Raw genomic sequence first — 24816 nt, 5'->3', positions numbered from 1 at the left:
GGGGTTTGACTAGCCAAAAGTCAAAAAAGAGGGTTTTACAATGAAATGGACTGGTCTTTTTGTCGCCGTCATGGCGCTGGGGGTTTCCGCTTCGTTTTCGTCGCCGGTACAGGCACGGGAATTCGCGGATATCTATACCGATTGTGGTTTGGGCGCGATGATCGCACCGCGTAATGACGCGGTCGCGGCGGTCACCAACGTCACCTGGGATTCCGGTACCACGGCAATCTCTTCGAATATTTCGTCACCGGATACGTGTCGGGGCGGGCAGGAGCAGACCGCTTCGCTGATCTATAACACCTATCCGAGCCTGGAGCGTGAAATCGCCGCCGGTCAGGGCGACAATCTCGACGCGCTGATGACGCTCGCGGGTTGTCCGGCCGCCGACCGCGGCGGGCTGGTACAAGCGCTGCGCCAGCGTTTCGCCACGGAAGTCGGCGCCGAGGCCTATGGCCAGCGCAGCCGTGTGGAAAAATCCGGTCGTCTGTACAGCGTGTTTCATGACACGTTGTCGAATCAGCCTGCCGGCCAGAGCTGCGCCGTCGTCGGCTAACGCTCGCAACCGGTCGAACCCCCGCCCGAATCGCCCGGCTCGCGCCGGGCGTTTTTATGTCTATGTCGTGTTTTTCATCGCCTTGGCCGTTGCTCGGCCTGATTCTTTCGCTGGTCTTTTCGGCTGCGTTGCACGCCCAACCGCAAGCGCCCGGCGGGGAGCGCGAGCGGGCGATAGACGCCGCGCTGACCGCCAATCTCGATCGCCGGCCCACCTGGCGACGCTTGCTTCATATCCCGCCGGGGCGTGAAGAAAGCGAGATCCAGTCACCGGCGTTCTTTCTTTCGCCGGACGGCGCCCACGATGCGCGTGCCGAACTCAGGGCAACGGTGGCGGGTTGGTTCGACACGTCCGCGGCGATCGACGCGCGGCCGCGCTGTCGCTTTCCGGCGCGCTATCACTGGTTACAGTCGCAGCTGGCATTGCCCCCGGCGCCGGGCGGTGATGCGGTGTGCCCGCGTTTCGAGCGGTGGGCGCAGCTGGCGGATTTCACCTCGGTGAGCGTGCTCATGGTCAGCGGCTATCTGGGCAATCCGGCGTCGTCGTTCGGCCATAGCCTGATGACGTTCGATCATGGTGATACGGCCGATCGCAATGCATTGCTGGACAAGAGCTTCAGTTTCGGCGCACTGGTGCCCGAACAGGAAAACATGCTCGCCTACATGATTCGCGGGTTTGGCGGCGGCTACGAAGCCGGTTTTTCCGACAAGCTCTACTACGCCGAAGACCAGGTCTACTCGCACACCGAATTTCGGGATATCTGGCGGTATCGCCTCGATCTCACAGCGGAGCAGCGTTATATGGTCGCTGCCCATATGTACGAGATCGCGGCGAAGAAATTTCGTTATTTCTTTCTGACCAAGAACTGCACCTACCGTATGGCCGAGCTGCTGACACTGGCGACCGGTCACGATTTCACGCCTGAAGCACGGCTTTGGTACGTGCCGATCGAGCTGTTCTATACGCTCACCGATACCCGACTCGACGGGCGCAGGCTCGTCGACAAGATCGACTATATCCCGTCCAGTCAGCGACGCCTTTATGCGCAGTTCGCCGCACTCGACGAAGATGAAGCCCAGGCGGTCAACGCCGTGATCGTCGCCCCGGATACGGCGCTTGCCGATGCCTTCGGCGGGTGGCCCGAGGCGCGCCAGCAGGCCATGGTGGATACGCTGCTGGCTTATTACGAATACCGCGAAGCGCCAGCGAAAGATGAATCGACGACCGGCCTGGAACAGGCCAAGCGGCGGGCGTTGGCGTATCGCTTGCGCCTACCGGTGCGTGAGCGCGACGTGGCCTCGCCGCCCACCGTAGCGGCGCCGACGCGCGCCCATCGCCCACTGCGTACCGGCGTCGGCGTGGCCATCAGCGATACCGCGGCCCATCCGACTTTGCATTGGGCGCCGTACTATCGCGATGATCTGTCGAGCCTGTCGCCCAGTGTGAAGGTGCTGGTGGCGGGCGATATGCAGATCAGCCTGCGCAATGGCGATGATCTGCGCCTCGACCGGCTCGATTTCGTAAGGCTGCGCCAGCTGCGTATCAATACGGCCGATATCGCGGGCGAAAGCAGCCTCTCCTGGCAACTCCAGGCCAGTGTCGATCGCGACCCGCTGGCGGGTGATCGATTGGGCCCGCATGTCGCCGGTGGCATCGGGCGCGCCTGGGCTGGCGGTGGGCACAGCGTTGGCTATGCCCTGCTGAGCAGTAGTGCTCGCGCGAACGATACGGCGTGGGTCACGGGGCCGGAGGCCGGGCTCGTGTGGCGGGGCACTCGGGTCAGAGCCGCGGCGCGGCTTCACTACGGCTATGACCCGATCGCCGACGAAACACATACGACACTGGGGACGCGGGCGGCGTTGCCGATCACGCGCGATCTGGATATGCGGTTCGACCTGAGCAGCAATTTCGATGCCTATCGCGCCGCGGTGAATATCAATCGCTACTGGTGAGGCAACAGGCCGTTCAGTCGGGATAGGGCGAGTCGATCGCCTGGGCGCTGCGCCCGGTCAGAGTGGTGCCCACCGACGCGACAACGACGGCACCGATCGCCAGCCATTGCAGCAGCCCGAGCGCCTGGCCGAGGAACAGCAGGCCGGACAGTGCGCCAAACGCGGGCTCCAGGCTCATGAGCGTGCCGAAGGTCTGGGTCGGCAGGCGCGGCAGGGCCACCATCTCGAGCGTGTAGGGCAGCGCGGTGGATAGAATTGCCACACCAAGCGCGATGAGCAGCAGGCGCTCATCGAAGGCATCGACGGCGATATCGGCGAAACCGATCGGTGCGATCACCACGGCCGCGATGGTAATACCCCAGACCGCGCTCTGAATGCCGTTGACCGCGCCGGCCTTCTGGCCGAACAGGATATAGGCGGCCCAGCAGCCGCCCGCGCCCAGCGCACATAGCACGCCGTAGAGGTCGAGCCCGCCGCGTGCGTTGTCGTGATCCAGGCCCAGCAACACCGCCAGGCCGCTGATCGCGATACCCACCCAGAGCAGATCGAGCCGGCTTTTCGACGACCACAGCGCAACGCTCAGCGGGCCGGTGAATTCCAGGGCGACCGCGATGCCCAGCGGGATATGGTCGATGGCCTGATAGAGCAGGAAGTTCATCGTGCCGAGTGCGACGCCATAGATGGCGAGATTGGGCCAGTCGCGGCGGGCGACGCGCCAACGCCAGGGACGAAACAGTAGCCAGAGCAGTACGGCGGCCATCGACAGGCGCAAGGAGGTCGCGGTAGCCGGCCCCACCGCGGGGAAGAGCACGGTGGCCAGCGACGCGCCTGCCTGGATACAGGCCATGGCAACCAGCAGCAGCCCGATGGGCAGCAGGCGGGACAGGGCAAACGAACGGCTCAACAGCATCGACGACTCGCAACGAGCGCCCTTTGGGCAGCCGTTTGGCGGCCACGAGCGCGCAGGTCAGCCGCCCAGTTTGACGTTTCGTCGATAGCTTGTCAGGTACGCTGGCAAGGGCGCGGCCGGGCACGGCCGCGCCTGTCGAGCAATGGAATCGAGTCGGCGACTCAGGCCATGGCCGGCTCGGGCGCGTGCGCCCGATGCCCAGACATGGATGACGTGAAGCGCGTGCGCGTCTCGCCGGCCGGGCTGGCCGCCATCGGGCCCTCGTCGATACGGAAGATATCGACACTGCGACCGAGTTGGTTGGCCTGGGTGCTCACCGATTGCGCAGAGGCCGCCGACTCTTCGACCAGGGCCGCGTTCTGCTGGGTCATTTCGTCCATGCGCGACACCGCCACGCCGATTTCCTCGATACCGGTACGCTGTTCTTCGGCGGACAGTGCGACCTGTTCCATCATCGTGCTGACTTCGCGAATCGAATCCACGATGCCCTGCATGGTTTCACGGGTCCGTCCGACCTGGGCACTGCCCGCATGCACGCGTTCGTTCGAGGCCTCGATGAGGTTCTTGATCTCGCCGGCGGACTTGGCCGTACGGCTGGAGAGCGTGCGCACTTCGTCGGCGACCACGGCAAAGCCGCGGCCATGTTCGCCGGCCCGCGCGGCTTCCACGGCCGCGTTGAGCGCGAGCAGATTGGTCTGGAAGGCGATATCGTCGATCATGCCGACGATGGCGTTGATCTGGGTCGACGAATCGGTGATCCGGGTCATGGTTTCGACCACGTCGTCGATTTCCTCGCCGCCACGCTGTGCGCTGTTGGCCGCCTGGCGCGCCAGGTCCGTGGCCGATTGCGCGCTTTGTGCGCTCTGGCTGACATTGGCGGTGATCTGTTCCATGCTGCTGGCCGTCTGTTCGAGCGCCGCGGCCTGTTGCTCGGTACGGTTGGACAGATCCGAGTTGCCGGCCGCGATTTCCGCCGTCGCCGGTGCCACGATTCCGATGCCGTTCTTAACGTCCTGTACGATCTTGATCAGGCTACAGCGCATGACGTTGAGCGAGGTCATCAGGCGGCCGACTTCGTCTTGTCGGCTGGTATCGATTTCGGCGGTGAGATTGCCTGCGGCGATCTGGCGACTGAGGGCCAATGCGTCGTTGAGCGGACGTACGATGCGGCGGCCGAGCACGATCCCCCAGCCCAGCAGCAGCACGCCAAACACAACAGCCACTGCGAGCGTGGTCTGCATCATGCGCCCGAACATCGTCTCGGTACGGTTTTCCAGCTCGGTGATGGTGTCCGGTATGGGCGCGCCCGCTGCGGTCAGGGCCGCCTCGCTTTGGGCGCCCAGTTGCTGGATGAGCGTATGCATGGTCTGTAGTTCCTGGGCACAAAGCGCGGCCATGCTCGCGATACCGGCCACGGCCAGCAAGGTCATCAGCCCCAGGCGGAACGTGAAAGAGACATGGCGCCAGCGTGCCAGGCGGGCCTTGAGCGCATGTTCGTGAATGACGCCGTTGACCAGATGGGCGCGCGGCTTTTCGCCGGCCCGTAGGCGGGTATAGACACGCGTGGCCTGGTCTTTTTCGGCCTGTGTGGCACCGCGACGCACCGAGGCATAACCGACCGCCCGGCCCTGCTGGATGATGGGCATGACGGTGGCGTGCACCCAGTAGAAGTCGCCGTTCTTGCGGCGGTTCTTGACGATGCCGGTCCAGGTCTTGCCGGCGCGGATGGTCTCCCAGAAATTCGCGAAAGCCTCGGGCGGTATGTCGGGGTGCCGAATGAGGTTATGCGGTTCGCCGACGAGTTCGTCCCATTCGAACCCGCTGGCCTCGATAAAGGCAGGATTGGCAAACACGATATGGCTATCCAGATCCGTTTGCGAGATCAGATATTGCTGCTCGCCAATCACGTACTCGTTTGATGTTACCGGCGCGTTGTGGCGCATATGGACCCCTGCTTCGTTGTGTTTTTTATATGACGGGGCGCGGCCCCCGTGAACACTGCTTACGGGAAGTAATACGGCCGACAGCACATCCGCTTTAATGCAGAATGCGAATCGATGTGCGCAATATGCGAGTGGCGGCTTTCGCGGCTGCTTTGGCTATCTTTTTGAAGATATGTCGCTTTTTATTTTCCAGTCGGGGCGGTTTGCGGTCTGGGAATGATTAGCTGCCGAAATTGCAATGTTCTTTTGTCTTTGCGTGTTGCGATGTGCGACACCGCGACTCAGGTTCGCGGCGGTCGGCGGGCACGGCAAACGCCGGCTGGCGCGTTATCGATCCGATGGAAAAACAGCGAAGATCTCCAGCCGTTTTCAATGGCGTCGCGCGCGCTTGTCGCCGCGCGTATGCGTTCGCATATGCGCCTTGATCACCCCGGCAAATCATCGACGTTCATGCCCGGCTAATCGTCGGGTCGATAAACCGCTGACACCGGCCAGCGTCGCGCCGCTTGATCATTGCTAGCGCAAAAGCTGACCGCCATCCACGGTGATCGTCTGGCCGGTGATCCATGACGCACGGGGGCTGGCAAGAAAGACCGCCGTATCGGCGATTTCCTCGGGCTTGCCGAAACGCCCGAAGGCGATGGTCGCCCGCGTACCTTCGTACAGGTCGGGGTTGTCACGGCGGCGCTGGTCCCACAGCCCGCCGGGAAAATCGATGGAGCCGGGGGCGATTGCATTCACGCGAATCTCCGCGGCGGCCATTTCCGAGGCCTGAGACTGGGTGTACTGGATCAAGGCAGCCTTGATCGCGCCATAGGCCGCGGTACGTGCGGAGGCCGCCTGACCGGCGATCGAGGCGATATGAATCACGCTGGGTTGTTCACTCGCCTCCAGCCAGGGCCGTGCGGCGCGGGTGGCACGTACCGTACCCAGCAAATCGATATCGATGGCCGCCGCCCAGCCGGCTTCGCTATCGCCCGCGCCAAAGCCGGAGGCATTGTTGATGAGGATATCGATACCGCCGAGTGCTGCGGCTGCGTCCTGGATATAGCCTTCGATCGCGGCCGGGTCGCCGACATCGCAGACGGCCGTGTGCACGCGTACGCCATGTTCGGTCAGCGCGGCACGCGCGTTTTACAGGGCCTGGGCGCTGCGTGCACAGATCGAGATATCCACGCCTTCGCGTGCCAGTGCCGTGGCGATCGCCAGGCCGATACCGCGGCTGGCGCCGGTGATCACCGCGCGCCGGTTTGCCAGTTGCATATCCAAGACAGCTTCTCCATTACCAGGCCAGCGGCGAGCATAACGCGCAATGGCCGCCGGGCGTGGTGGTCAGCGCAGGGAGGCGGGCAGCGGATAACGACGCTGGGCGGTGCCGGCCTTGACCACCTGGCCGGGCACGTCGTGACCGACAATCGCCGGCAGGCGTTCGGAGACGCCAAGCAGGCGATCGAGATCGACACCGGTATGAACGCCCATCTGTTCGAACATATGCACCAGATCTTCGCTGCAGACATTGCCGCTCGCCCCGGGCGCGAAGGGGCAGCCGCCGAGACCGCCCAGCGCCGCATCAAAACGCATCACGCCGGCCTGGTAACCGGCCAGGGCATTGGCCAGGCCCATGCCGCGGGTGTTGTGCAGGTGCAGGGTGAGCGCCATGTCGGGGTGGCGTTTGAGCACGTCGGCACACAGGTCGGCGACCTGGCGCGGATTGGCCATGCCGGTGGTATCGCACAGGGTCACGCCCTGAATACCACGCGCACCCAGGCGGGCGACGATTTCGAGCACGCGCTCGGCGCGGACCACGCCTTCGAACGGGCAGCCGAAGGCGGTGGATATCGACGCGTTGAGGAACACGTCGTGGCCGTCGGCGAGGGCGACCATGGCTTCGAAACGGGCCAACGACTGGTCCGCGGTCATGCGCAGATTGGCACGGCCATGACTGTCGCTGGCCGACATCACGAAATTGAGCTCGTCGACGCCACAGGCCAGGGCGCGTTCCACACCTTTTTCGTTGGGAATGAGGGCGACGTAATCCACGCCGGGCTGGCGGCGAATGCCGTGGAATACATCGGCCGCGTCAGCGAGATTGGGAATCGCCTTCGGCGAGGTGAACGAGCTCGCCTCGATTTTGGCGAAGCCCAGCGGCGAGAGGGCATCAATAAGCGCGATCTTGTCGGCCGTGGGGACGAAATCCCGCTCGATCTGAAAACCGTCGCGCGGGGCGACCTCGTTGATGAAAACCCGTGCGCTCATGTGTCTGCCCCGGTCTGATTATCGTCATAGAGTACGCCCGCGGCCCGCAGTCTGGCCTGGGTGTCGCGGTCGATGCCCAGCTCGTCGAGCACATCCTGGGTATGCGCGCCCAGCCGTGGCCCGCCACCGCTGACACGCCCGGGCGTGCGCGACAGCCGGGGCAGCACCCCCGGCACCTTGAGTTCATAGCCGTCGTCGATGGTGATGGTTTCGAGCATGCGCCGGGCGGCGTAATGCGGGTCTTCGACGATGTCCTTAGCGTTGTAGGGCCGCCCGCACGGTACGCGCGCGGCCTCCAGCGTTTCCAGTACGGCTTCGCGGTCGCGCTCGCCGGTCCAGGCATTGATCGCGCCGTCGATACGCGCGGCCTGGCGGCTGCGGCCGTCGTTGTGTTCCAGATCGGGATCGGCAGCGAGATCGTCACGCCCGATCGCCTGCATGAGCCGTTTGAAGATGGAATCGCCATTGCCGGCGATGAGCACTTCGCGCCCGTCTGCACAGCGATAGGCGTTGGAGGGCGTGATGCCGGGCAGGGCACTGCCACTGGGTTCACGGATCACGCCGGCGCCGTCGTATTCAGGGATCAGCGATTCCATCATCGCGAAAACCGATTCGTAGAGCGCGACATCGATGTACTGGCCCTGACCGGAGCGATGGCGTTCCTGCAGGGCCAGCAGGGCACCGATTACCCCGTACAGGGCAGACAGCGAATCGCCGATGGAAACGCCCACCCGTACGGAGGATTCGCCCGGATGCCCGGACAGATAGCGCAGTCCGCCCATCGCCTCGCCGATCACGCCGAAGCCGGGCAGATCGCGATAGGGCCCGGTCTGGCCATAGCCGGAGATACGCACCATGATCAGTGCCGGGTTGATCGCCGACAGCGTTTCCCAGCCCAGACCCCATTTCTCCAGCCGGCCGGGGCTGAAGTTCTCGACCACGATATCCGCCTCGGCGACCAGACGCTTGACGATGTCCTGACCGTCCTCGGATTTCAGATCCAGCGATAGCGAGCGCTTGTTGCGGGTCTGGACATGCCACCACAGCGAGGTATCGCCGCGCATCACCCGCCAGCGGCGCAGCGGATCGCCCGTGCCGGGCGGCTCGATCTTGATCACGTCAGCGCCGAATTCGCCCAGTAGCTTGGTCGCGAAAGGCCCGGCGATCAGTTGGCCGAGTTCGAGTACCTTCAGGCCTTCCAGGGCCATGGGCGGGGTGTCGGCAGGCGATTGGGCATGTTTCATGGCTGTGTTCTCGTTGCACGGTCGTCGGGCAATGCCATCGAGGCTAGTCAGCGCTGGCTGGCGCGACAATCAATCGATTGTGCATCGAGGTTTCGTGTATGACGTAGGCCCGTTTCAAAGCGGCGGTACTCAGCCGTGTTTGCGAATCAGGTGGTCGACCATCTGGCGGGCGGTCACCGAGAGCGTGTCGTAGTCGCGTACGCCCAGATAGAGGCCGCGCCGGGCCCAGCCATCGTCGAGCTCCACCACGCGTAAGGGCAGGCCGCGCAGGTGGGTCACGGCATTGACCGGCAGAATGCCCACGCCCATGCCGCGGGCGATCATGCGGCAGATGCCTTCGAAACTGCGCACCTGAATACGCATGCGCAGCGCCACGCCGCTCGCGCGGGCGGCCCGCGCGATCAGCCCGTGCAGCGAGGCATCGTGCTGCAGCCCGATGAAGTCGTAGGCCAGGGCATCGGCCAGCGTAACGCGCACGCCGTGGGCCAGTGCATGGCCGTCGGGCACCACCAGCACCAGACGGTCCTCGCGGTAGTCGAAGACCTGCAGGCCATCGATGGCGGTGGTGTTGGCGAACAGCCCGATATCGCTTAGCCCTTCGCGCACCGCATGTACGACTTCGCTGCTCACGCGTTCCTGCAGATCGATCTTTATTTCCGGGTGGCGGTGGGTGAACGAGGCGAGGTCTTCGGGCAGGAATTCGATAATCGCCGAGGTATTGGCATGGATACGCACATGCCCGCGTACGCCGCGGCTGTATTCGCTGAGCTCGGCATGCAGGCTGTCCATATCGGCCAGCACGGTACGGGCGTGGTGCAGCAGCGCGTCGCCAGCCGGGGTGAGCTCGACCCCGCGCGGGCGCCGATAGAGCAGGGCCGTATCCAGCCGGGCTTCCAGATCGCGCACGCGCTTGCTCACCGCGGCCAGGGCCATATGCTCGCGCTCGGCCGCGCCGGTCAGACTGCGGGCGTCAGCGATCGAGACGAACAGCCGCAGGCTGACCAGATCGATACGCTTCATCGCGCCCCGCCATGGGCCGAGGTTTCGTGGATCACGAAGTCACCCTTTCGTATTGCTTGATTGTCGCCGTAGGCGCCGGCCGGTCATGCTGCGGCGCGGGCCATGGCATAAGCATGACAGCGCGACCGCTTCGACAGGTCAAGCCGTGCGCCCGGACAGCGCTGGGCTGTCGCCGCGAAGCAGGAGAAACAAAATGCAACGCAAGCGCAAGGAGCCGGTGAAAAGCCCGCTCGTGTGGATCGTGTTCGTCGTCGTGTTTGCCGCGATCAACCCCTGGTATTTTCCGGCTGGTTCTTTCGAACCGCTGATCTGGGGCGTGCCCTACTGGGCATGGATCATTCTCGGCGCGTCGCTGGCGCTGTCGGTGTTCGTGACCTGGGTGGTGTGCTGCCAGTGGGACATGGGCAGCGACGACGACAACGACAGCGAGGTCTAAACCATGGATCTCGCATTCGGCGGTATTTCCGGCATCGTGGTGCTGCTGGCCTATGGCGCGCTCATGCTGGCGGTGGGCCTGATCACCTATCTGCGCAACCGCGGCATTCACGAAAGCCTGGACGAATATTATCTGGGCGGGCGCGGGCTGGGCGTGATGGTGTTGTTCTTCACCTTTTTCGCCACCCAGTATTCGGGCAATACAGTGGTGGGGTATCCGCCGACCGCCTATCGCATCGGCTATCAGTATCTGGTGTCGGTGCCGTTTTTCATCATGATCATCGCGGTGTATCTGTTTTTCGCCCCCCGTCTGTATGCCCTGGGGCGGCGGTTTTCGCTACTCACGCCGGTGGACTGGATCAATATCCGCTTCAAGTCGAAAGCGGTGACCATTCTGGCCGCCACGCTCATGCTCTATGCGCTGGGCAACTACCTGCTCGAACAGTTCGTGGCCATCGGCCAGGGCGTGTCCGGGCTGACTGGCGGCACCATTCCGTATCAAGTCGGTGTGGTGTTCTTTATCGTGATCATGGTCGCCTACAGCTGGCTGGGTGGCATGCGGTCGGTGGCCTATACCGACACCATCCAGGGTATTGCGCTGTTGTTCGGTGTGTTCATGCTGCTGATCGGCTCGTTGATCTATTTCGGCGGCCCCTCGGCCGCGGCCGAGGTCATGCGTGATCAGGCCCCGGAGAAACTCGGTGCACCGGATGCCGGCGGCATCGCCAACTGGTTCAGCCTGCTGGCGATCGTGGGCATTGGCGCGGCGGTGTATCCGCATGCCGTGCAACGCATCTTTTCGGCGCGTAGCGAGGCCACGCTCAAGCGCTCGTTCATCCGCATGGCCTATATGCCGTTCATCACCGCGGGCGTGGTGTTTCTGGTCGGCATTATCGGCATCGCCGCTTTTCCGGGCTTGAGCACGGCCGAATCCGAGCAGCTGGTCGGGCGTATCGCCAATGCGCTGGCACTCGAGCATCCGCTGTTCTACTGGGCGATGATCCTGCTGTTCGGCGGTGTGATCGCGGCGATCGTGTCCACGGCGGATTCGGTGCTGCTGACGTTTTCATCGATCGTGTCCAACGATCTGTACGGGCGCTATATCGACCCGCACGCCGACGAGCACCGCAAGATACTCATCGGCAAACTTGTGGGTCTGGTCGCGGTCATCGTGCTGGTGATCGTGGCCTGGTATCCGCCGTCCACGCTCTATCAGATCTTCGTGCTCAAGTTCGAGTTGCTCATTCAGGCCGCGCCGGCGCTGATGCTGGGCCTGTACTGGACCCGGCTGAACACCCGCGCGGTGTTTATCGGCATGCTTGCCGGTACCTTGCTGGCCTCGACGATGACCTTTTCCGGCCTGCGCCCGCTGGGCGTGTTCAGCGGTCTGTGGGGTTTGTTGTTGAATACCGCGATCTGCGTGCTGGGCAGTCTGGTTTTCGGCGCCAGTACCGCCGAGCGCAAGCACGCGCGTTCGGTAATCGGCAGCTAACGGCTATCGCGCCAGGGCGGCGCGGCCGGGGCGCGGTTGGCCGGGGCCTCAGCGCGTCGGCGATACCGGCCGGCCGTGCAGACCCTGCGTGTGCGAAGCATCGCTTTCGGCCGCGCTATCGGCACAGACCACGCGATTGCGCCCGTTCTGCTTGGCCTTGTAGAGCGATTGATCGGCAGCGCGCATGAGTTGATCGGGTGTGTCGATGTCGTTGCCCGGGAAGGTGGCGATTCCGGCCGACAGTGTGACCGTGAGTACTTCGCCGTCATCGAGCCGATGCTGCAGTCGGGCAACGCCCTTGCAGATACGCAACAGAATCTTGTGTGCGCTCGCCTTGTCGATACCCGGTAGCAGGAGCACGAATTCCTCGCCGCCATAGCGCGCGAACAGATCGTCCTGGCGCAGCTGGTCGTGAATACTCTTGGCGATCGCGGACAGGATGTTGTCGCCGCAGGGATGGCCATGGCGGTCGTTGATGGCCTTGAAATGGTCGAGATCGAGATAGGCCAGGCTCAACGGATAGGCCTCGACCCGGGCGCGCTCGAAATGGTCCTTGAAGGCTTCGTCGAAATGACGCCGGTTGGAAATACCGGTGAGCGCGTCTTGGCGGGCGATGTATTCCAGGCGGTTGGCCTGTTGCCTGAACTCCTGCTCGCGTTGTTGTAATTCCGTAGCACTGTGCAGCAGTTGCAGGTTGCGGGTGGCCAGCAGTTCGTGGGCCTGGTCGGTCAGCCCCATGGCCTGCGGCGCGGTGAGCACGGTCATGTCGAATAGGGATTCGACCTCGGGCAGGGCTTCGGCCATGCGGCCAAGCACCGCGCCAAGGTCGTCGGGGCCCATGTTCAAGCAGGTACGCGCGCTTTGCGCGGCCGCGGCGGTCGCGGTCTGGGTGTCTTCGGCGAGATAGATTTCGGCGATCCGGCCGGATACCGCGACACAACCCGCGAAGCGTTCCAGATCGTCCGGGATATCCGCCTGTGCTAGGTCGTCACTGGCGTGGGTGGCCAGCACCAGATAATCCGGCAGGCCCCATTCGCGCATCAGCCACGCGCCTGCTTCGCAATGATCGGTGCCCACCAGCTCGCGTTCGTAGGCGGCCAGGGTGTCGTGGTTATGCGCGATATGCTTGAGCTGGCCGTAGGTTTCCGGCATCGCCGCATCCAGCGCGATCATGCCCAGATCCTGTAGCAGTCCGGCCAGGAACAACTCCTCGGGCCCCTGCACATGTTGGTGCTCGCCAAGCAATCGTGCGGCCAGTGCCGACAACAATGCCCGCCTCCAGTAACGATCCAGATCGATGCCCGGCGTGCGTGCGTCGCGCAGCCAGGCGCTCAACGAAAAGCTCAAGGCCGCGTTCACCGTGGCGTTGAGCCCGAGCACCGTGACCGCCTGATGCAGATTGCGTGCCTGTCGGCCGCGTGTATAAAGCGGCGAGTTGGCCATGCGCAGGGTCTTGGATGCCAGCGCCGGGTCGTTGGACAACAGGCTCGCGACCTCTTGCAGGTCGATATCCGGGTGGCGGCCGATCTCGATGATGCGCAGGGCGACGCTGGAAATCGTCGGCAGCGTCGGGCACAGGCGCAGCTGGTTTTCGATCGATTTGTCCATATGCGTTCAACGCGATCCCGGTTATCCAGTATCGGCCGCCCGCGCCAAGTCTTTATCCCGGCGCGGTCGCCGGCGTGGCTGCGTGAACGCGTTCGACGAGTGCCTGGTTGACCGGCATGTCCATTCCGAGTTGCGCGCCCTGTTCGAGCAGCCAGCCGTTGATGGCATCGATTTCAGTGCGTGCGCCGCGCTGCATATCGGCGCGCATGGAGGAACAGTTGTCGGCGCTTGCACGCGCCAGGGCAGCGACCGCGCCCAGCGAATCGCCTGGCCAGCCCGGGTCCAGGCGTTTGAGCAGGGCATCGGCCTCGGCCACGATTGCGCCCATTGCCGCATAAAGTTCCGGCTCGTCCACGAGTCGGCCGTTGGGCACATCGTAAAGCGCGGTCAGCGGGTTGATCGCCGCATTGGCAACGAGCTTGCGCCACTGGGGACGGCGAATATCGTGCGCCCAGTGCAGGCCCGGCCAGCAGCGGGCCAGGCTTTCGAACCAGGCCGGCGCGGCGCCGCCATCGCCCATCCAGCTTTGGTTTTCGGCTACCACCCGATGCACGCCTGCATCGCCCGTCACGGCGTTGGTGGTCACCGCTTCGATAAGCCGTGCGTCGGCGGGCAAGTGTCCGTCGAGGCTGCCCATGCCGTTTTGCAGCCGTACGACCGTCGCCCTCGGCGCAAGGACCACATTGGCGAGCGCGGCGGCGGTATAGGGCGTCTTGCAGGCCACGATCAGATGGCTGATGGGTGGGCCGTCGGCCGAGGGTGTCTGCACCGGCAGCCTCATGCGCTGTTCGCGACCATCGCCTGCGAACGCGATGCGGGCCTCGCGCACCGGTGCTGCGTTTGGCTTGAGCACGGTCACGCCGTGGCCGGCGCGCTGGAGATACCAGGCGGCGAGCGTGCCGATATGGCCGGCGCCGGTCAGGAACCAGTGGGGTGTGTCCATATCGATGTGGGGCACGGCGTTTGCGTGTTGGCGGATCGGGTAGGCGGGATGGCCATTATCGCGGCATCGGCGGGCTGGCATGAAACCACGGCGTGGTCGTTTGCCCGATGCGGCTGAGCGTAAAAGACTTTTGCAAAAAAAGCAGTAATGAATGGCAAGCCAATTGCTGTATCCCCAGCGCCTGTCCCTCGTTGCGCTCGGGGGCGTGAAAAACCGTTTCACGCAGCGCATCGCGCGGGTGCAGGCCCAACTTTTTGTACCTTTTTGGGGACCCAAACATGAAAAACATCTGGCCGCATGCGGCCGGCCGTTGGTTCGGCTTGCTCTTGCTCGTTGTGCTGTTCGGTTTGACCGGTTGCAACGATTCCTCGGACGACGACAGCGTGGGCGACGCGCCCGCCGCCGAACGTACCACGCCCGATGCCGTGCCCACGCAAGTCGCGGCCGATCCCGCGGACGAGGGGCCATATACGGTGGCCGAAAACGAATACAACTTCGGCCGTATGACGGTCATGGACTGGAAGAACGGCGACTCCTACGGTTCCGATATCCATGGCTATATCCAGTACCCGCAGGATGCCGAGGGGCCATTTCCGGTGCTGCTGTTCCTGCACGGGCGCCACGGCACCTGTTACGACGGACGTGGTATCGATGACGACGACTGCGAAAACCCCATTCCCAGCTTTCGTGGCTATGAATATATTTCGCGCAATCTGGCATCGCACGGTTATGCGGTGATCTCGGTCGACGCCAACGATATCAACGATAACGACTCGGGCCCCAGCAACGGCGATACCGGCAGCCTGGCCCGCGCCCAGTTGGTGGTGCGTCATCTCGATGCGTTTCGGGATATCAACCAGGTCGGCGGGCAGGGGTTGTCGCAGCTGATGGGCAAGCTCGACATGAGCGAGATCGGCATCATGGGGCATTCGCGTGGCGGCGAAGGCGTGAACATGACCGTGCGCTACAACCGCGAACAGCTGAACCCGCACAACATCACGGCCGTCTATTCGCTGGCACCTACCGATTACAACACCCAGGGCGTGAACAACGTCACCCTGGCATCGGTGGCGGGCTATTGCGATGGCGACGTGGAAGACATGATGGGCAATTTCGCCTACGACACCAGTCGCTATGCCCTGGCCAGCGATCCCTATCCGAAGTTCCAGCTGATCCCGATGGGCGCGAACCACAACTACTTCAATACGGTGTGGGCGAGCGATACACGGCCCGACGACTGGACCTATATCGATCCCGAAGGCGACGACCCCTGGTGCGGCGAGAACGCCGAAGGCAATGGTCGCGACACCCCGGCGCTACAGCAGGCCCACGGGTTGTTCTTCATCGCCTCGTTCTTTCGCTACTTCATCGGTCATGAGCAGGCATTCGGCCCGCTCTGGTCAGGCCAGGCGCCGGTGCCTTCGAGCATTTGCCCGAACGGTGAACAATCCTGCGACGATCGCTACCTGCTCAGCGTCATGGCGCCGGCCAGGGACCGGCTGATCATCGACGACACGCTCGACCCGGCGAGTCTGACCATCAACAACCTGGGTGGTTCGAACTACTTCTACAACATGTCGACCTTCGGCACCTGTCAGACCAATGGCCGGCCCGGCGAAGGCTGTGCCGTGGCGGTACCGACGTTCAACATCGCCGAAATGCTCTATATGTCGTGGGATATCCCGGCCTTCTATCGCACCCAGCTGCTGGATACCGATGTCACCGCCTATCAGGTGGTGTCCATGCGCGTCGGTATTTCGCACGGCGATGCAGATAACGAAGGCGGCCAGGACTTCGATATCGTGCTCGAGGACATGGACGGCAACCGCGCAAGCGTGACCGCCAGTGACTATAGCGATGCGCTGTTCTACCCGCCGGGTGGCGATTTCTACGACGACACCAACCGCGGTTCGCAAAAGACCACGCTCAACGCCGTGGATATCCCGCTGACCGCGTTCGAAGGCATCGACTTCCGGCATCTCAAGGCGCTGGAAATCGAGTTCAACCGGTCGCAGGCCGGCACGATCCAGCTCACCGATCTGGTCTTCCAGCGTGTCGACGCATAACGCACGCTAGCCTCACGACAAGGGCTTGCGCCTGCGTAAGCCCTTGTCATTGGTCGGCCGTAGCTGCCGATGCACGCTGCGGTTGGCCGATCTGCGACAATACGTTTTCTTGATTTACTGTGGCAGAACGCCTGTATGGCCGTGGATTGTTCGTCGACCGTCGCCGCCCTGCTCGAACGTCACGGGCAAACTTTTGCCGACGAGCTGGGCGTGAACATCACACGCAATACGCCCTCGCCGTTGTTCCGGCTTTTGTGTCTGGCCATGCTCACCAGCGCGCCGGTACAGGCCGATATCGCCATGCGTGCGGCCCAGGCCATGGCCCGGGCCGGCTGGACGACAGCCGACAAGCTGGCCAAAAGCCGCTGGTCGCAGCGTGTGGCGGTACTCAACGGCGCCGGCTATGCACGCGTGGACGAAAAGACCGCGACCCAGTTGCAGGACTTCAACGACACGCTGTTGCACGACTATCGCGGCGATCTAGGCCGGCTGCGCGCGGCAGCTGACGGCGACACCGACCGCGCGTTGAAAAAGCTCAGGGTATTCAAGGGGATCGGCAAGGTGGGTGCAGCGATCTTTCTGCGCGAGGCCCAGGCTGCCTGGCCCGAGTTCTACCCGTTCGCCGACAAGGCGACATTGAAGGCAGCGAGCGCGCTTGAGCTGGGCGACGATGCAGGCACGCTGGCACAGCATGTGTCGCAGGCCGATTTCACACGGCTGGTTGCCGCACTCGTACGCACCCAGCTGAACAACGATTTCGACGACGTACGTGCCGCAGCCCGCGAAACGGGTTCGCGTTAAGGCGCGTGCTTGAGCGAACGCCCGCTGTTTTACAGCCGCGCGAGCAACTCCTGCTTCTTGGCAGCGAATTCCTCGTCGCTGAGCAGGCCCTTGGCCTTGAGATCGCCCAGACGTTCGATCGCGTCGAACACCTGGCTGTCGCGGGGGGCTGCGTCGGCGCTTTCGCGCGCGCAGGGCGCGCCTTGCCCGCCCGGTTGATCGCTGGCGGGGGCGCTGCGTTCAACCACCGGCAGGCTGGCAAGCGCCACCGGGCCATGCTGGCTGGTAAAGCGTAGGCTTGCCAGATCGTTGCCCTGTTGTTGCGAGATACCGGTGATACGGTGCTCGCCGGTATCGTGGATGGTCAGCTGATTACCCTTGCGCAGAGCCAGACGCCGGGGGCCGGCGAAATAGGCATAGTGCAGGTCGTTCTGTTGGCCGGTGGCATTCGGTGAGCCCAGCTCAGTCGGCCACCAGTCTGCGCTGTCGGCCCACGACGCGTAGGCGAAATCGTCGCCGCCCGTGTCATGACTGGACTGAAACTGGTGTTGGCTGGCGAATGCGCCGGCGGGAGCACGGACGTCGCGATGCTCGCCCAGGGCATGGCAAAGCGCATCGATACGGGCCTTGAGCTCGTGGTTGAAGGCGTCTTCGATCATCAACAGACCGCCACGCATCCATTGGCCTGCGCCACCGAGTTCGGGGTGGTTGAAACTGGCCATGCTGCCATGGCCTTGCGCCAGGGCCCGCTTGAGCACGCCGACGGCCTCGCGACTGAAGCCATAGCGCTCGGCCAGTTCGTCCAGGCTCGGTTCGTTGTGGGTTTGTGTGGACATGAGATCGCTCCAACCAAGGGGAGATCGAGTCTATGCCCGGGCCAACGGGGCGCCTATCCGTAGCAGCGCGGAGCCCGAAACCGAACCCGAACCCGGTGTTCGGTGAGGAAGTTCGGCATCGGCCATGCCGAGCCTGGTTCGGCCGCGTGTGTGACGCTAGTTGTCGTCCACGAAGTCGGCGATCAGCGCCGCCACCTCGCGTGGGCACTCTTCCTGGACGAAATGGGCCGCGTCGAGTGTTTCCAGGCGGATATCGTCGAACACGTCGTCCAGATGATGGGTAAAGGCGTCGATGATCACCGGGTCGTGGCGACCGTAGATATACAGCCCCGGCATGGCGAAGCGGGTTCCGGCGATTTCGGCCCAGCGCGCGGTATCGGGTTTATAGCAGCGATAGTAGGCTGCGCCCGTGGCCGGGGTATCGGCGATGGCATAGCAGCGCACATATTCGGCAAACGCATCGGCCGGGAATGGGCCGCGCGTCCAGGTCTTGAGGAAATGCCCGAGCCAGGCCGCCTCGTTGCCGGGGATCATCGCTTCGGCAAGATGCGGCTCGGTCTGGAAGAACTGGTACCAGAACGAGCGGCCCCCCGACTTGCGCAGCCGGGCCTGGGCCTCGGCGTTGCCGCGGGCGTTGGTGAGCACATGGATATTGAGCAGCGTGAGCCGGCGTACCCGCGTAGGGGCTGCCAGTGCCATTTCCTGGGCCACGGCGCCGCCCCAGTCGTGGCCGACGAGATTGAATTGCTGAATATCGAGCGCGTCCAGCAGGCCGAGCATATCCGCGGCCAGTGCCTGTTTGGTGTAGGCGCGCTCGTCGAGCGTGCGCTCGGAATCGCCCAGACCGCGCAGGTCCGGCATGATCAAACGGTAGTGCGTCGGTAGATGCGCGGCCACGCCCTGCCAGCAGTAGCTGCTTTGCGGCCAGCCGTGCAGCATGACGATCGCCGGCCCGTCGGGTGGGCCCGCGAAACGCACATGAAAACGTCCGCGTTCGGTTTCGATCATCCGGTTGTCGGCGCCAGCCATGCAAAAATCCTTGTTGTCGTGATCGGTCGACGCGCTTACGCGACGGCCGGTGTTGCGTTGTAGCCGTTTATTCGTAGCGCCGGCCGTCGTATTCCAGCCAGCCGCCAGCGTGTCGGCCCTGCGGATCGTGGTGGGTCCAGTGCACGACGCCGCCCTGGGGGTTGTATTCGTAAATGCCGTGAAAGCGTACGCGATCACCGGCGGCAAGGTGCGCGATCCGCGGGGCGATATCGATATTGTGGGCAATCAGTAGCGTCTGGCCACTGGCCAGTTCCAGGATGAAACGCTGGTGACGACTGCCACGCTCGTCGTCGGCGAGCACGGTCTTGACCCGGCCTTCGCCGGTAACCGGCACGTCGTTGGCTTGCTGGGCAAAGGCACGCGCGATTGCATCCGAGCGGGTCTGCGCGCGCTCGGGCGTGGCCGTGGTCCCACGCGGGGCGTCGGGCAGCAGCTGTTCGCCGCCCGCAATCAGGGCAACCGCCACGGCGATCGTGAACAGGAGTCGTTTCATGGTCACACTCGGTGCCGGGTCAAGCAGGGCGTCGCGCGGTCGATAGCAATAGTAACGACGCCAGATATCGCAGCCATGGGATTATGCCGTGCGTCGTTTTCTGCCACCACGCGATTGCATGCCATGATCAAGCCTCGTCATCGCCGACCCGTGTCGAGCCCGTTGCGACTGGTGATACAGGTCATGGTCGCGGTTGTGTTGTGCGTCGGCATCACCGCGGCCAGCCATGCAGCGCAATACTATGTGTCCCCGCAGGGCGACGATGGCAACACCGGCAGCCGGCATTCGCCGTGGCGCAGTATCGCTGTTGCCCTGCGTCATGCCCGGGCGGGCGATACGGTCTATCTGCGTGCCGGGCGCTACCACGAAACCGTGCACATGCCGCGCTCCGGTTCGCGTCGCCACGGCATGATTACGCTACGCAACTATCCATTCGAAACCGCCGTCATCGACGGCAGCCGCTCACGTGTGACCCACGGCGAACAGGGGCTGGTGAGCATTGCCGATCGCAGTTATATCCGTATTCAGGGGCTGCATCTCACTGCGTTTCATGCCGACGACGAATCCGTGCCGATGGGGGTGTTGGTGACCGGGGCGGGCGAACATATCGAACTCATCGACAATCACATCAGCGCGATCGAAACACGCCAGTCCGGCTGCGAGGGCAACGCGCTGGGCATTGCCATCTATGGGCGGCGCTCGGACGCGGCGCTGCACCATATCCGTATCGCGGGCAACGAAGTCACCCAGCTCAAGACCGGTTGCAGCGAGTCGATCTCGGTCAACGGTAACGTGACCGATTTCGAAATCGTCGGCAACACGGTGCACGACAACAACAATATCGGCATCGACGTGATCGGCCACGAAGGCATGGCCGCCGATCCGGCGGTCGATATCGCCCGCAACGGTCTGATTGCCGATAACATCGTCTACAACATCAGCTCGCGTACGAACAGCGCCTATCCGGACGGCGAAATGGCCGCCGGCGGTATTTATGTCGATGGCGGGCGCGATATCGTGATCGAGCGCAACCGGGTGTTCGCCAACGATATCGGCATCGAGCTGGCCAGCGAAAACGCCGGCCATGCCACGCGCGACGTACTGGTGCGCAATAACCTCATCTACCACAACCACCGCGTGGGGCTGTCGATCGGCGGTTATGACCCTGAGGTGGGCACGACCGCGGACTGCCGTATCGAATACAACACCTTCTACAAGAACGATACCGCCATGAGCTGGGGCGGCGAGGTGGTCATCCAGTACAACGCCCGCGACAATGTCTTCGAGAACAATATCGTCTACGCCAACGCCCAGGCGGTATTCATCAATTACTACGTCGACTCCAGCGCCAGCCCGCTGCAAAGCGATCACAACCTGTTCTATACCGAGGCCGGGCGCCGGGCCGGCCAGTGGCAATGGCGCGGCAAGCACTACGACGGCATGGGCGGTTATTCGCGCGCCTCGGGTAACGACCGCAACTCGTTGTTCGGTCATCCGCGTTTCGTATCCGCGCGCTATGTGCCGGATTTCGCCCAGCGCCTGCCGCGGTCCCCGGCCGTGGTGGCGCGAGCCGAGCCCGATCGCGCCGTCCGGCGTGAGGGTGAGCGCGCCCGCGTCGGTGGCGCCGATGTAGGTGCCTACGAATACTATTGAAGCGTTACCGACACGGCGTTTCGCGCCGACTGCCGATACGCAGCAAGGGCGAAGATCGCATAGCTGACGAACCAGCACAGGGCCAGACTCACCAGGTCGTGGGAGAGGAAATGCGCCCCGCGCAGCTGTTGGGTCAGGCCATAGACGGGGCCGATGATAGCGGCCGGCCACAGCCATAAGCCGGGCCGACGTAGACCCTGGTAACGGGCAAAGAAATACAGTGCGACCAGGCAATAGCCGCCAGCGGCATGGCCGGCCGGAAAACAGCCGCTGACTTCGCCTGGGTAGAGCGTGTAGGCACTGCCGGTCAGATCGCCGCCGTAGCGTTGCAGATCCCAGGGGCAGGGCAGCGCCAGCCAGTGCTTGCCCAGCGATACCAGCAGCAGGCTGGCGGTGACCGCCGTACACAGACACACCAGACCTCGGCGCAAGTGCCGCGTGCGTGCGGTGAAAAAGCAGCCCGCGGTGAACGCGAGCAGGCCCACGCCCCAGGCAATCGAGAACTGTTGTCCGTATTTATGTAGCAGTTGCGATGTCAGCCAGGCATTGCGCCATGCCCAGTGATCGCCTTCCAGGTAATACAGCGCATCGGCCCAGAGCGTATCGAGGCCGAATATGCGAGTCAGCACAAGGCCGATGACGACTCCGGCCAGGGGGTACAACAGTAACGGGGCGTCGCCAACGAAATCGCGGCGATAGAGGGTGGCCGAGCAGGGCGCAGTCATGGGCATACCTGACGAATATCCGCTTATGCGCAGCAGCCTGGCCGAGCGGGCGTTCGATGTATGTCGGCTCAATGTGCGTAATTCGTGTCCCAATAGGGACAAACGAAAAACTAACGGAAACTGAACGACGCGGTTATCAGGCGTATCGATAATGCGCGGATGCATACAGGCACCGCGATAGGCCCTTGCTAGCGGCCCGTGGTCTGTCTTTCCCCCGGCGAGTAGACGAGTCTCATGATCGACGAACGCGCTGTAACCCGGCCCTCTCTTGCCGTGGTTATTCCCTTTTATAACGAACAGGACAACGTCGCCCATGTCATCGGCGAAGTACGCGATGCGTTGGGAACGAACGGCGATTATGAAGTGATCGCCGTGGACGACGGCTCCAGCGACGATACGGTCGCCATGCTCGAGCTGGTCGCCGCTCGTGTGCCGGCACTGCGTATCGTCACGCTCGCCCAGAATCGCGGCCAGAGCAGCGCGCTCGCCAATGGCGTACGCGCAGCCCGTGCCCCGCTGATTGCCACCCTCGACGGCGACGGTCAGAACCCGCCGAGGGATATCCCGCGTCTGGTACAGGCCTATCAAGACGAAGGCGCGGACGCCCCGGTACTGGTCATGGGCTGGCGTCAACAGCGTAACGACAACCTGCTGCGACGCTTGTCGTCGCGCTTTGCCAATCGTGTACGCAATGCCCTGCTCGGCGACGGCTGCCCGGATACCGGCTGCGGGCTCAAGGTGTTCGCGCGCGATGATTTTCTGCGCCTGCCGGCTTTCGATCATATGCATCGTTTTCTGCCGGCGTTGTTCGTGCGTGATGGCGGCCGGGTGATCAGTGTGGCCGTCACCCATCGGCCGCGTCGCAGCGGGCACTCCAAATACGGTGTGCATAACCGGCTGTGGGTCGGGCTGATCGATCTGGCCGGCGTGCTGTGGCTACAACGCCGCGCCTGTCGCGCCGAGCAGGAGAAATCCCGTGTTTGAAGCGTTGCAGACACAGGATTGGGCCTGGATCGCGCTCGGCTTGCTCGGCCAGGGGCTGTTTTCGGCGCGTTTTATCGTGCAGTGGATTGCCAGCGAGCGCCGGCGCACGAGCCATGTTCCGGTCGCCTTTTGGTATCTGAGTATTGCCGGCGGGCTGACCCTGCTCGGTTATGCCATTTATCGCGGCGATCCGGTATTCATTCTCGGGCAGAGCACCGGCGTGTTCATTTACGCGCGCAATCTGTATCTGATCCGCCACGGCCGCTCGCAGTCGGCCTCGGCGTAAACGGTGCCGCCCATGCAATCACAATCGCTGCGCCAGCTTGCCATCCTGTGTCTGATCGTCGTGCTGGGGCTGGCCGCGGCCGGTCGCGGCATGAGCGATATACCGCTCGACAGCCATGAAATCTATGTCGCCCAGACCGCCGAGAACATGCTTGCCAGCGGCGACTGGCTGGTGCCGCGGCTCAATGGCGAATACCGGCTGACCAAACCGCCGTTGAGCTACTGGCTGGTCGCCGGCGCCAGTGCCGTTGTCGGCCACAGCGAGGTCAGCCCCGCGATCGCGCGCCTGCCATCGGTGCTGGCCAGCGTCGGTATTGCGCTGCTGGCCGTGTGGCTGGGGACACGGCTGTTCGATCGGCGCGTGGGCCTGCTGGCCGGGCTTTTGTGTGTGGCCTCGTTTTCGGTGTTCAAATACGGACACAACGCGCGTCCGGACATGCTCTATGCCTTCTGGACCACGGCCGTGTTCGCCGCCTGGGTGGGGCTGTGCCAGGCCACACCGGCCCGCGAACGCCGGTGGGCATTCGGGCTGTGGACGCTGTTCGCCCTGGCCACCCTGACCAAGGGCCCGCAGGCGCCCGCGATCATGCTCGCCGGCGCGATCGTGTACGAGGGCTGCTTCGGTAGCGGTTGGCGTGCCCAGTGGCAGCGGCTGCACCCGATTGCGGGGGTCGTGATTCTGACCGTGTTGATTGTGCCCTGGTATCTGCTGCTGCGCGCGGCAATCGGGGCCGACACCCTGGGTAATTCACAGCTCTCCGGTAGTCTGCTGAGCGTGAGCCCGGGCCGGCTGCTGTCGCCGTTCTATTGGGTTCGCACGCCGATGTTATGGCTGCCCTGGGCCCTGTTGTTGCCGGCTGGCGCCATCCAGGTCTGGCGCGACCGGCGCGGGCCGTCCGGTCTGCTGGCCTTCGGCGTGCTGGTGGCCGTGGTGGTCTTTACGCTTGGCCCGCAATATCGCGAAATCTATATGCTGCCTTGGCTGGCGCCGGCGATGATCGTATTCGCGGCGGCGGTGGTGCATGTACCGATCGCCCGCGCCTGTCTGGTGGTGTTGTGCGCGCTGGTCGCCATTGCCCTGGGGTGGCTGCTCTACAAGGGCGGTTTGGCAGCGTTGGCCAGTGTCGTCGTCGCGGCCGGCGTGCTTGGCGCGGCTGCGTTTTCGCTGCGGCGTGGTCGGCTGCTGGGCTCGGCGGGGTTGATTGCGGCGGCGTTTGCCATCGGGCTGTTCCAGGCCGGGGCGATGCCCTCGCTGTGGAGCAGTTCGCGTTATGCGCAGCTGGCCTTCAGCAACCGCCTGGCCGCGACCATCGAGGCCGATACGCCGGTGGTGGTCTGGGATATCGATCCTGCGCACTATTCCTATTATCTGGATCGGCCCGCACGTGGTTACGAAGTTCTGGCGGCCGTCTGCGAATGGCTCGACAGGCCCCATCCCCGGAGCGTGCTCGTCTATCCACAACAGCGGCGCGACGAGCTCACCGCGCGCCTGCGCCTGACCCCCGTGCTGGGTGCGCGCGATTCCGAATTCCAGGCCAGTTGGGTGCCAGCGAATCAAGGCTGTCACCCGCCCGATACAGGAGCGTAA

22 protein-coding genes and 1 pseudogene are annotated in these 24816 nt (G+C 63.8%); 10 read left to right on the top strand and 13 right to left on the bottom strand.

Annotated elements, in window-relative coordinates; all coding sequences use genetic code 11:
• Window positions 1-40 precede the first annotated feature (40 nt).
• Window positions 41-553, top strand: a complete 513-nt coding sequence (locus S4A8_RS06410) for a DUF3015 family protein (RefSeq protein ID WP_353177440.1) — start codon at window positions 41-43, stop codon at window positions 551-553.
• Between the two features lie 56 nt (window positions 554-609).
• A complete protein-coding gene (locus S4A8_RS06405) occupies window positions 610-2505 on the top strand; it encodes an Lnb N-terminal periplasmic domain-containing protein (protein ID WP_353219498.1) in 1896 nt (631 codons plus the stop codon).
• Between the two features lie 13 nt (window positions 2506-2518).
• On the opposite strand, the gene S4A8_RS06400 is transcribed toward S4A8_RS06405, so the two are convergent.
• The 6 genes and pseudogenes from S4A8_RS06400 to S4A8_RS06375 form a co-directional block, all read right to left on the bottom strand.
• Complete coding sequence (locus tag S4A8_RS06400) at window positions 2519-3415, bottom strand: EamA family transporter (protein ID WP_353219497.1); 897 nt, start codon at window positions 3413-3415, stop codon at window positions 2519-2521.
• Window positions 3416-3576: 161 nt separating this feature from the next.
• The gene (locus S4A8_RS06395) at window positions 3577-5358 is read right to left on the bottom strand and encodes a methyl-accepting chemotaxis protein (protein WP_353219496.1); all 1782 of its coding nucleotides are present in this window, start codon (window positions 5356-5358) and stop codon (window positions 3577-3579) included.
• Window positions 5359-5874: 516 nt separating this feature from the next.
• A pseudogene (locus tag S4A8_RS06390) lies at window positions 5875-6621 on the bottom strand (SDR family NAD(P)-dependent oxidoreductase).
• Window positions 6622-6690: 69 nt separating this feature from the next.
• Window positions 6691-7614: a hydroxymethylglutaryl-CoA lyase gene (locus tag S4A8_RS06385; RefSeq protein WP_353219495.1), complete on the bottom strand. Its 924-nt coding sequence runs from the start codon at window positions 7612-7614 to the stop codon at window positions 6691-6693.
• A complete protein-coding gene (locus tag S4A8_RS06380; RefSeq protein ID WP_353219494.1) occupies window positions 7611-8858 on the bottom strand; it encodes a CaiB/BaiF CoA transferase family protein in 1248 nt (415 codons plus the stop codon). The genes S4A8_RS06385 and S4A8_RS06380 overlap by 4 nt, the downstream gene beginning before the upstream one ends.
• 129 nt (window positions 8859-8987) lie before the next feature.
• On the bottom strand, window positions 8988-9878 hold the full coding sequence (locus S4A8_RS06375; RefSeq protein WP_353219493.1) for a LysR family transcriptional regulator: 891 nt from the start codon (window positions 9876-9878) through the stop codon (window positions 8988-8990).
• Window positions 9879-10071: 193 nt separating this feature from the next.
• Here S4A8_RS06375 and S4A8_RS06370 point away from each other — a divergent pair, with 193 nt between their 5' ends.
• Both S4A8_RS06370 and S4A8_RS06365 read left to right on the top strand, forming a co-directional pair.
• Window positions 10072-10314 (top strand): hypothetical protein, encoded by a 243-nt coding sequence (locus S4A8_RS06370; RefSeq protein ID WP_353177427.1) that lies wholly within the window; start codon window positions 10072-10074, stop codon window positions 10312-10314.
• 3 nt (window positions 10315-10317) lie between these two features.
• Window positions 10318-11805 carry a sodium:solute symporter family protein gene (locus tag S4A8_RS06365; protein WP_353219492.1) on the top strand — a complete coding sequence of 496 codons (1488 nt, stop codon included), beginning with the start codon at window positions 10318-10320 and terminating at the stop codon, window positions 11803-11805.
• 48 nt (window positions 11806-11853) lie between these two features.
• On the opposite strand, the gene S4A8_RS06360 is transcribed toward S4A8_RS06365, so the two are convergent.
• The 3 genes from S4A8_RS06360 to S4A8_RS06350 are packed head-to-tail and all read right to left on the bottom strand — an operon-like array spanning window position 11854 to window position 14606.
• Entirely contained in the window at window positions 11854-13413 is a 1560-nt protein-coding gene (locus S4A8_RS06360) for an HDOD domain-containing protein (RefSeq protein WP_353219491.1), read from the bottom strand.
• Between the two features lie 52 nt (window positions 13414-13465).
• The gene (locus S4A8_RS06355; RefSeq protein ID WP_353219490.1) at window positions 13466-14356 is read right to left on the bottom strand and encodes a ketopantoate reductase family protein; all 891 of its coding nucleotides are present in this window, start codon (window positions 14354-14356) and stop codon (window positions 13466-13468) included.
• Window positions 14357-14411: 55 nt separating this feature from the next.
• Window positions 14412-14606, bottom strand: coding sequence for a hypothetical protein (locus S4A8_RS06350; RefSeq protein ID WP_353219489.1), 195 nt, complete (start codon window positions 14604-14606; stop codon window positions 14412-14414).
• A gap of 28 nt (window positions 14607-14634) precedes the next feature.
• Here S4A8_RS06350 and S4A8_RS06345 point away from each other — a divergent pair, with 28 nt between their 5' ends.
• The gene (locus S4A8_RS06345; protein WP_353219488.1) at window positions 14635-16422 is read left to right on the top strand and encodes an alpha/beta hydrolase family protein; all 1788 of its coding nucleotides are present in this window, start codon (window positions 14635-14637) and stop codon (window positions 16420-16422) included.
• 210 nt (window positions 16423-16632) lie between these two features.
• Window positions 16633-17223, top strand: a complete 591-nt coding sequence (locus tag S4A8_RS06340; protein WP_353219487.1) for a hypothetical protein — start codon at window positions 16633-16635, stop codon at window positions 17221-17223.
• Between the two features lie 29 nt (window positions 17224-17252).
• Here the strand turns inward: S4A8_RS06340 and S4A8_RS06335 are convergent, their stop codons facing one another.
• From S4A8_RS06335 to S4A8_RS06325, 3 genes are all read right to left on the bottom strand, one after another.
• Window positions 17253-18038: an SHOCT domain-containing protein gene (locus S4A8_RS06335; RefSeq protein WP_353219486.1), complete on the bottom strand. Its 786-nt coding sequence runs from the start codon at window positions 18036-18038 to the stop codon at window positions 17253-17255.
• A gap of 156 nt (window positions 18039-18194) precedes the next feature.
• Window positions 18195-19067: an alpha/beta fold hydrolase gene (locus S4A8_RS06330; protein WP_353219485.1), complete on the bottom strand. Its 873-nt coding sequence runs from the start codon at window positions 19065-19067 to the stop codon at window positions 18195-18197.
• Between the two features lie 67 nt (window positions 19068-19134).
• A complete protein-coding gene (locus S4A8_RS06325; RefSeq protein ID WP_502950707.1) occupies window positions 19135-19587 on the bottom strand; it encodes a DUF3465 domain-containing protein in 453 nt (150 codons plus the stop codon).
• Between the two features lie 117 nt (window positions 19588-19704).
• Between S4A8_RS06325 and S4A8_RS06320 the strand changes: the two genes are divergently transcribed.
• On the top strand, window positions 19705-21234 hold the full coding sequence (locus tag S4A8_RS06320; protein WP_353219483.1) for a right-handed parallel beta-helix repeat-containing protein: 1530 nt from the start codon (window positions 19705-19707) through the stop codon (window positions 21232-21234).
• Here the strand turns inward: S4A8_RS06320 and S4A8_RS06315 are convergent.
• Window positions 21228-21959, bottom strand: a complete 732-nt coding sequence (locus tag S4A8_RS06315; RefSeq protein WP_353219482.1) for a phosphatase PAP2 family protein — start codon at window positions 21957-21959, stop codon at window positions 21228-21230. The genes S4A8_RS06320 and S4A8_RS06315 overlap by 7 nt on opposite strands.
• A gap of 234 nt (window positions 21960-22193) precedes the next feature.
• Between S4A8_RS06315 and S4A8_RS06310 the strand changes: the two genes are divergently transcribed.
• The 3 genes from S4A8_RS06310 to S4A8_RS06300 are packed head-to-tail and all read left to right on the top strand — an operon-like array spanning window position 22194 to window position 24816.
• A complete protein-coding gene (locus tag S4A8_RS06310) occupies window positions 22194-22943 on the top strand; it encodes a glycosyltransferase family 2 protein (protein ID WP_353219481.1) in 750 nt (249 codons plus the stop codon).
• On the top strand, window positions 22936-23229 hold the full coding sequence (locus S4A8_RS06305; RefSeq protein WP_353219480.1) for a lipid-A-disaccharide synthase N-terminal domain-containing protein: 294 nt from the start codon (window positions 22936-22938) through the stop codon (window positions 23227-23229). The genes S4A8_RS06310 and S4A8_RS06305 overlap by 8 nt, the downstream gene beginning before the upstream one ends.
• Window positions 23230-23241: 12 nt before the next feature.
• On the top strand, window positions 23242-24816 hold the full coding sequence (locus tag S4A8_RS06300; protein WP_353219479.1) for an ArnT family glycosyltransferase: 1575 nt from the start codon (window positions 23242-23244) through the stop codon (window positions 24814-24816).

This window comes from Salinisphaera sp. S4-8 (assembly GCF_040361235.1).
Classification (GTDB): domain Bacteria; phylum Pseudomonadota; class Gammaproteobacteria; order Nevskiales; family Salinisphaeraceae; genus Salinisphaera.
Note: the sequence above shows the minus strand (reverse complement) of the source record. Positions and strands in the feature narration are given on the sequence as shown.

What these genes read in the sequence shown, in the direction of transcription:
- S4A8_RS06400 (WP_353219497.1), bottom strand. Translation starts at nt 3,415, where the DNA reads ATGCTGTTGAGCCGTTCGTTTGCCCTGTCCCGCCTGCTGCCCATCGGG.
- S4A8_RS06360 (WP_353219491.1), bottom strand. Translation starts at nt 13,413, where the DNA reads ATGGACAAATCGATCGAAAACCAGCTGCGCCTGTGCCCGACGCTGCCG.
- S4A8_RS06330 (WP_353219485.1), bottom strand. Translation starts at nt 19,067, where the DNA reads ATGGCTGGCGCCGACAACCGGATGATCGAAACCGAACGCGGACGTTTT.
- S4A8_RS06375 (WP_353219493.1), bottom strand. Translation starts at nt 9,878, where the DNA reads ATGAAGCGTATCGATCTGGTCAGCCTGCGGCTGTTCGTCTCGATCGCT.
- S4A8_RS06410 (WP_353177440.1), top strand. Translation starts at nt 41, where the DNA reads ATGAAATGGACTGGTCTTTTTGTCGCCGTCATGGCGCTGGGGGTTTCC.
- S4A8_RS06315 (WP_353219482.1), bottom strand. Translation starts at nt 21,959, where the DNA reads ATGACTGCGCCCTGCTCGGCCACCCTCTATCGCCGCGATTTCGTTGGC.
- S4A8_RS06320 (WP_353219483.1), top strand. Translation starts at nt 19,705, where the DNA reads ATGATCAAGCCTCGTCATCGCCGACCCGTGTCGAGCCCGTTGCGACTG.
- S4A8_RS06300 (WP_353219479.1), top strand. Translation starts at nt 23,242, where the DNA reads ATGCAATCACAATCGCTGCGCCAGCTTGCCATCCTGTGTCTGATCGTC.
- S4A8_RS06365 (WP_353219492.1), top strand. Translation starts at nt 10,318, where the DNA reads ATGGATCTCGCATTCGGCGGTATTTCCGGCATCGTGGTGCTGCTGGCC.
- S4A8_RS06405 (WP_353219498.1), top strand. Translation starts at nt 610, where the DNA reads ATGTCTATGTCGTGTTTTTCATCGCCTTGGCCGTTGCTCGGCCTGATT.
- S4A8_RS06385 (WP_353219495.1), bottom strand. Translation starts at nt 7,614, where the DNA reads ATGAGCGCACGGGTTTTCATCAACGAGGTCGCCCCGCGCGACGGTTTT.
- S4A8_RS06380 (WP_353219494.1), bottom strand. Translation starts at nt 8,858, where the DNA reads ATGAAACATGCCCAATCGCCTGCCGACACCCCGCCCATGGCCCTGGAA.
- S4A8_RS06395 (WP_353219496.1), bottom strand. Translation starts at nt 5,358, where the DNA reads ATGCGCCACAACGCGCCGGTAACATCAAACGAGTACGTGATTGGCGAG.
- S4A8_RS06345 (WP_353219488.1), top strand. Translation starts at nt 14,635, where the DNA reads ATGAAAAACATCTGGCCGCATGCGGCCGGCCGTTGGTTCGGCTTGCTC.
- S4A8_RS06355 (WP_353219490.1), bottom strand. Translation starts at nt 14,356, where the DNA reads ATGGACACACCCCACTGGTTCCTGACCGGCGCCGGCCATATCGGCACG.
- S4A8_RS06335 (WP_353219486.1), bottom strand. Translation starts at nt 18,038, where the DNA reads ATGTCCACACAAACCCACAACGAACCGAGCCTGGACGAACTGGCCGAG.
- S4A8_RS06310 (WP_353219481.1), top strand. Translation starts at nt 22,194, where the DNA reads ATGATCGACGAACGCGCTGTAACCCGGCCCTCTCTTGCCGTGGTTATT.
- S4A8_RS06370 (WP_353177427.1), top strand. Translation starts at nt 10,072, where the DNA reads ATGCAACGCAAGCGCAAGGAGCCGGTGAAAAGCCCGCTCGTGTGGATC.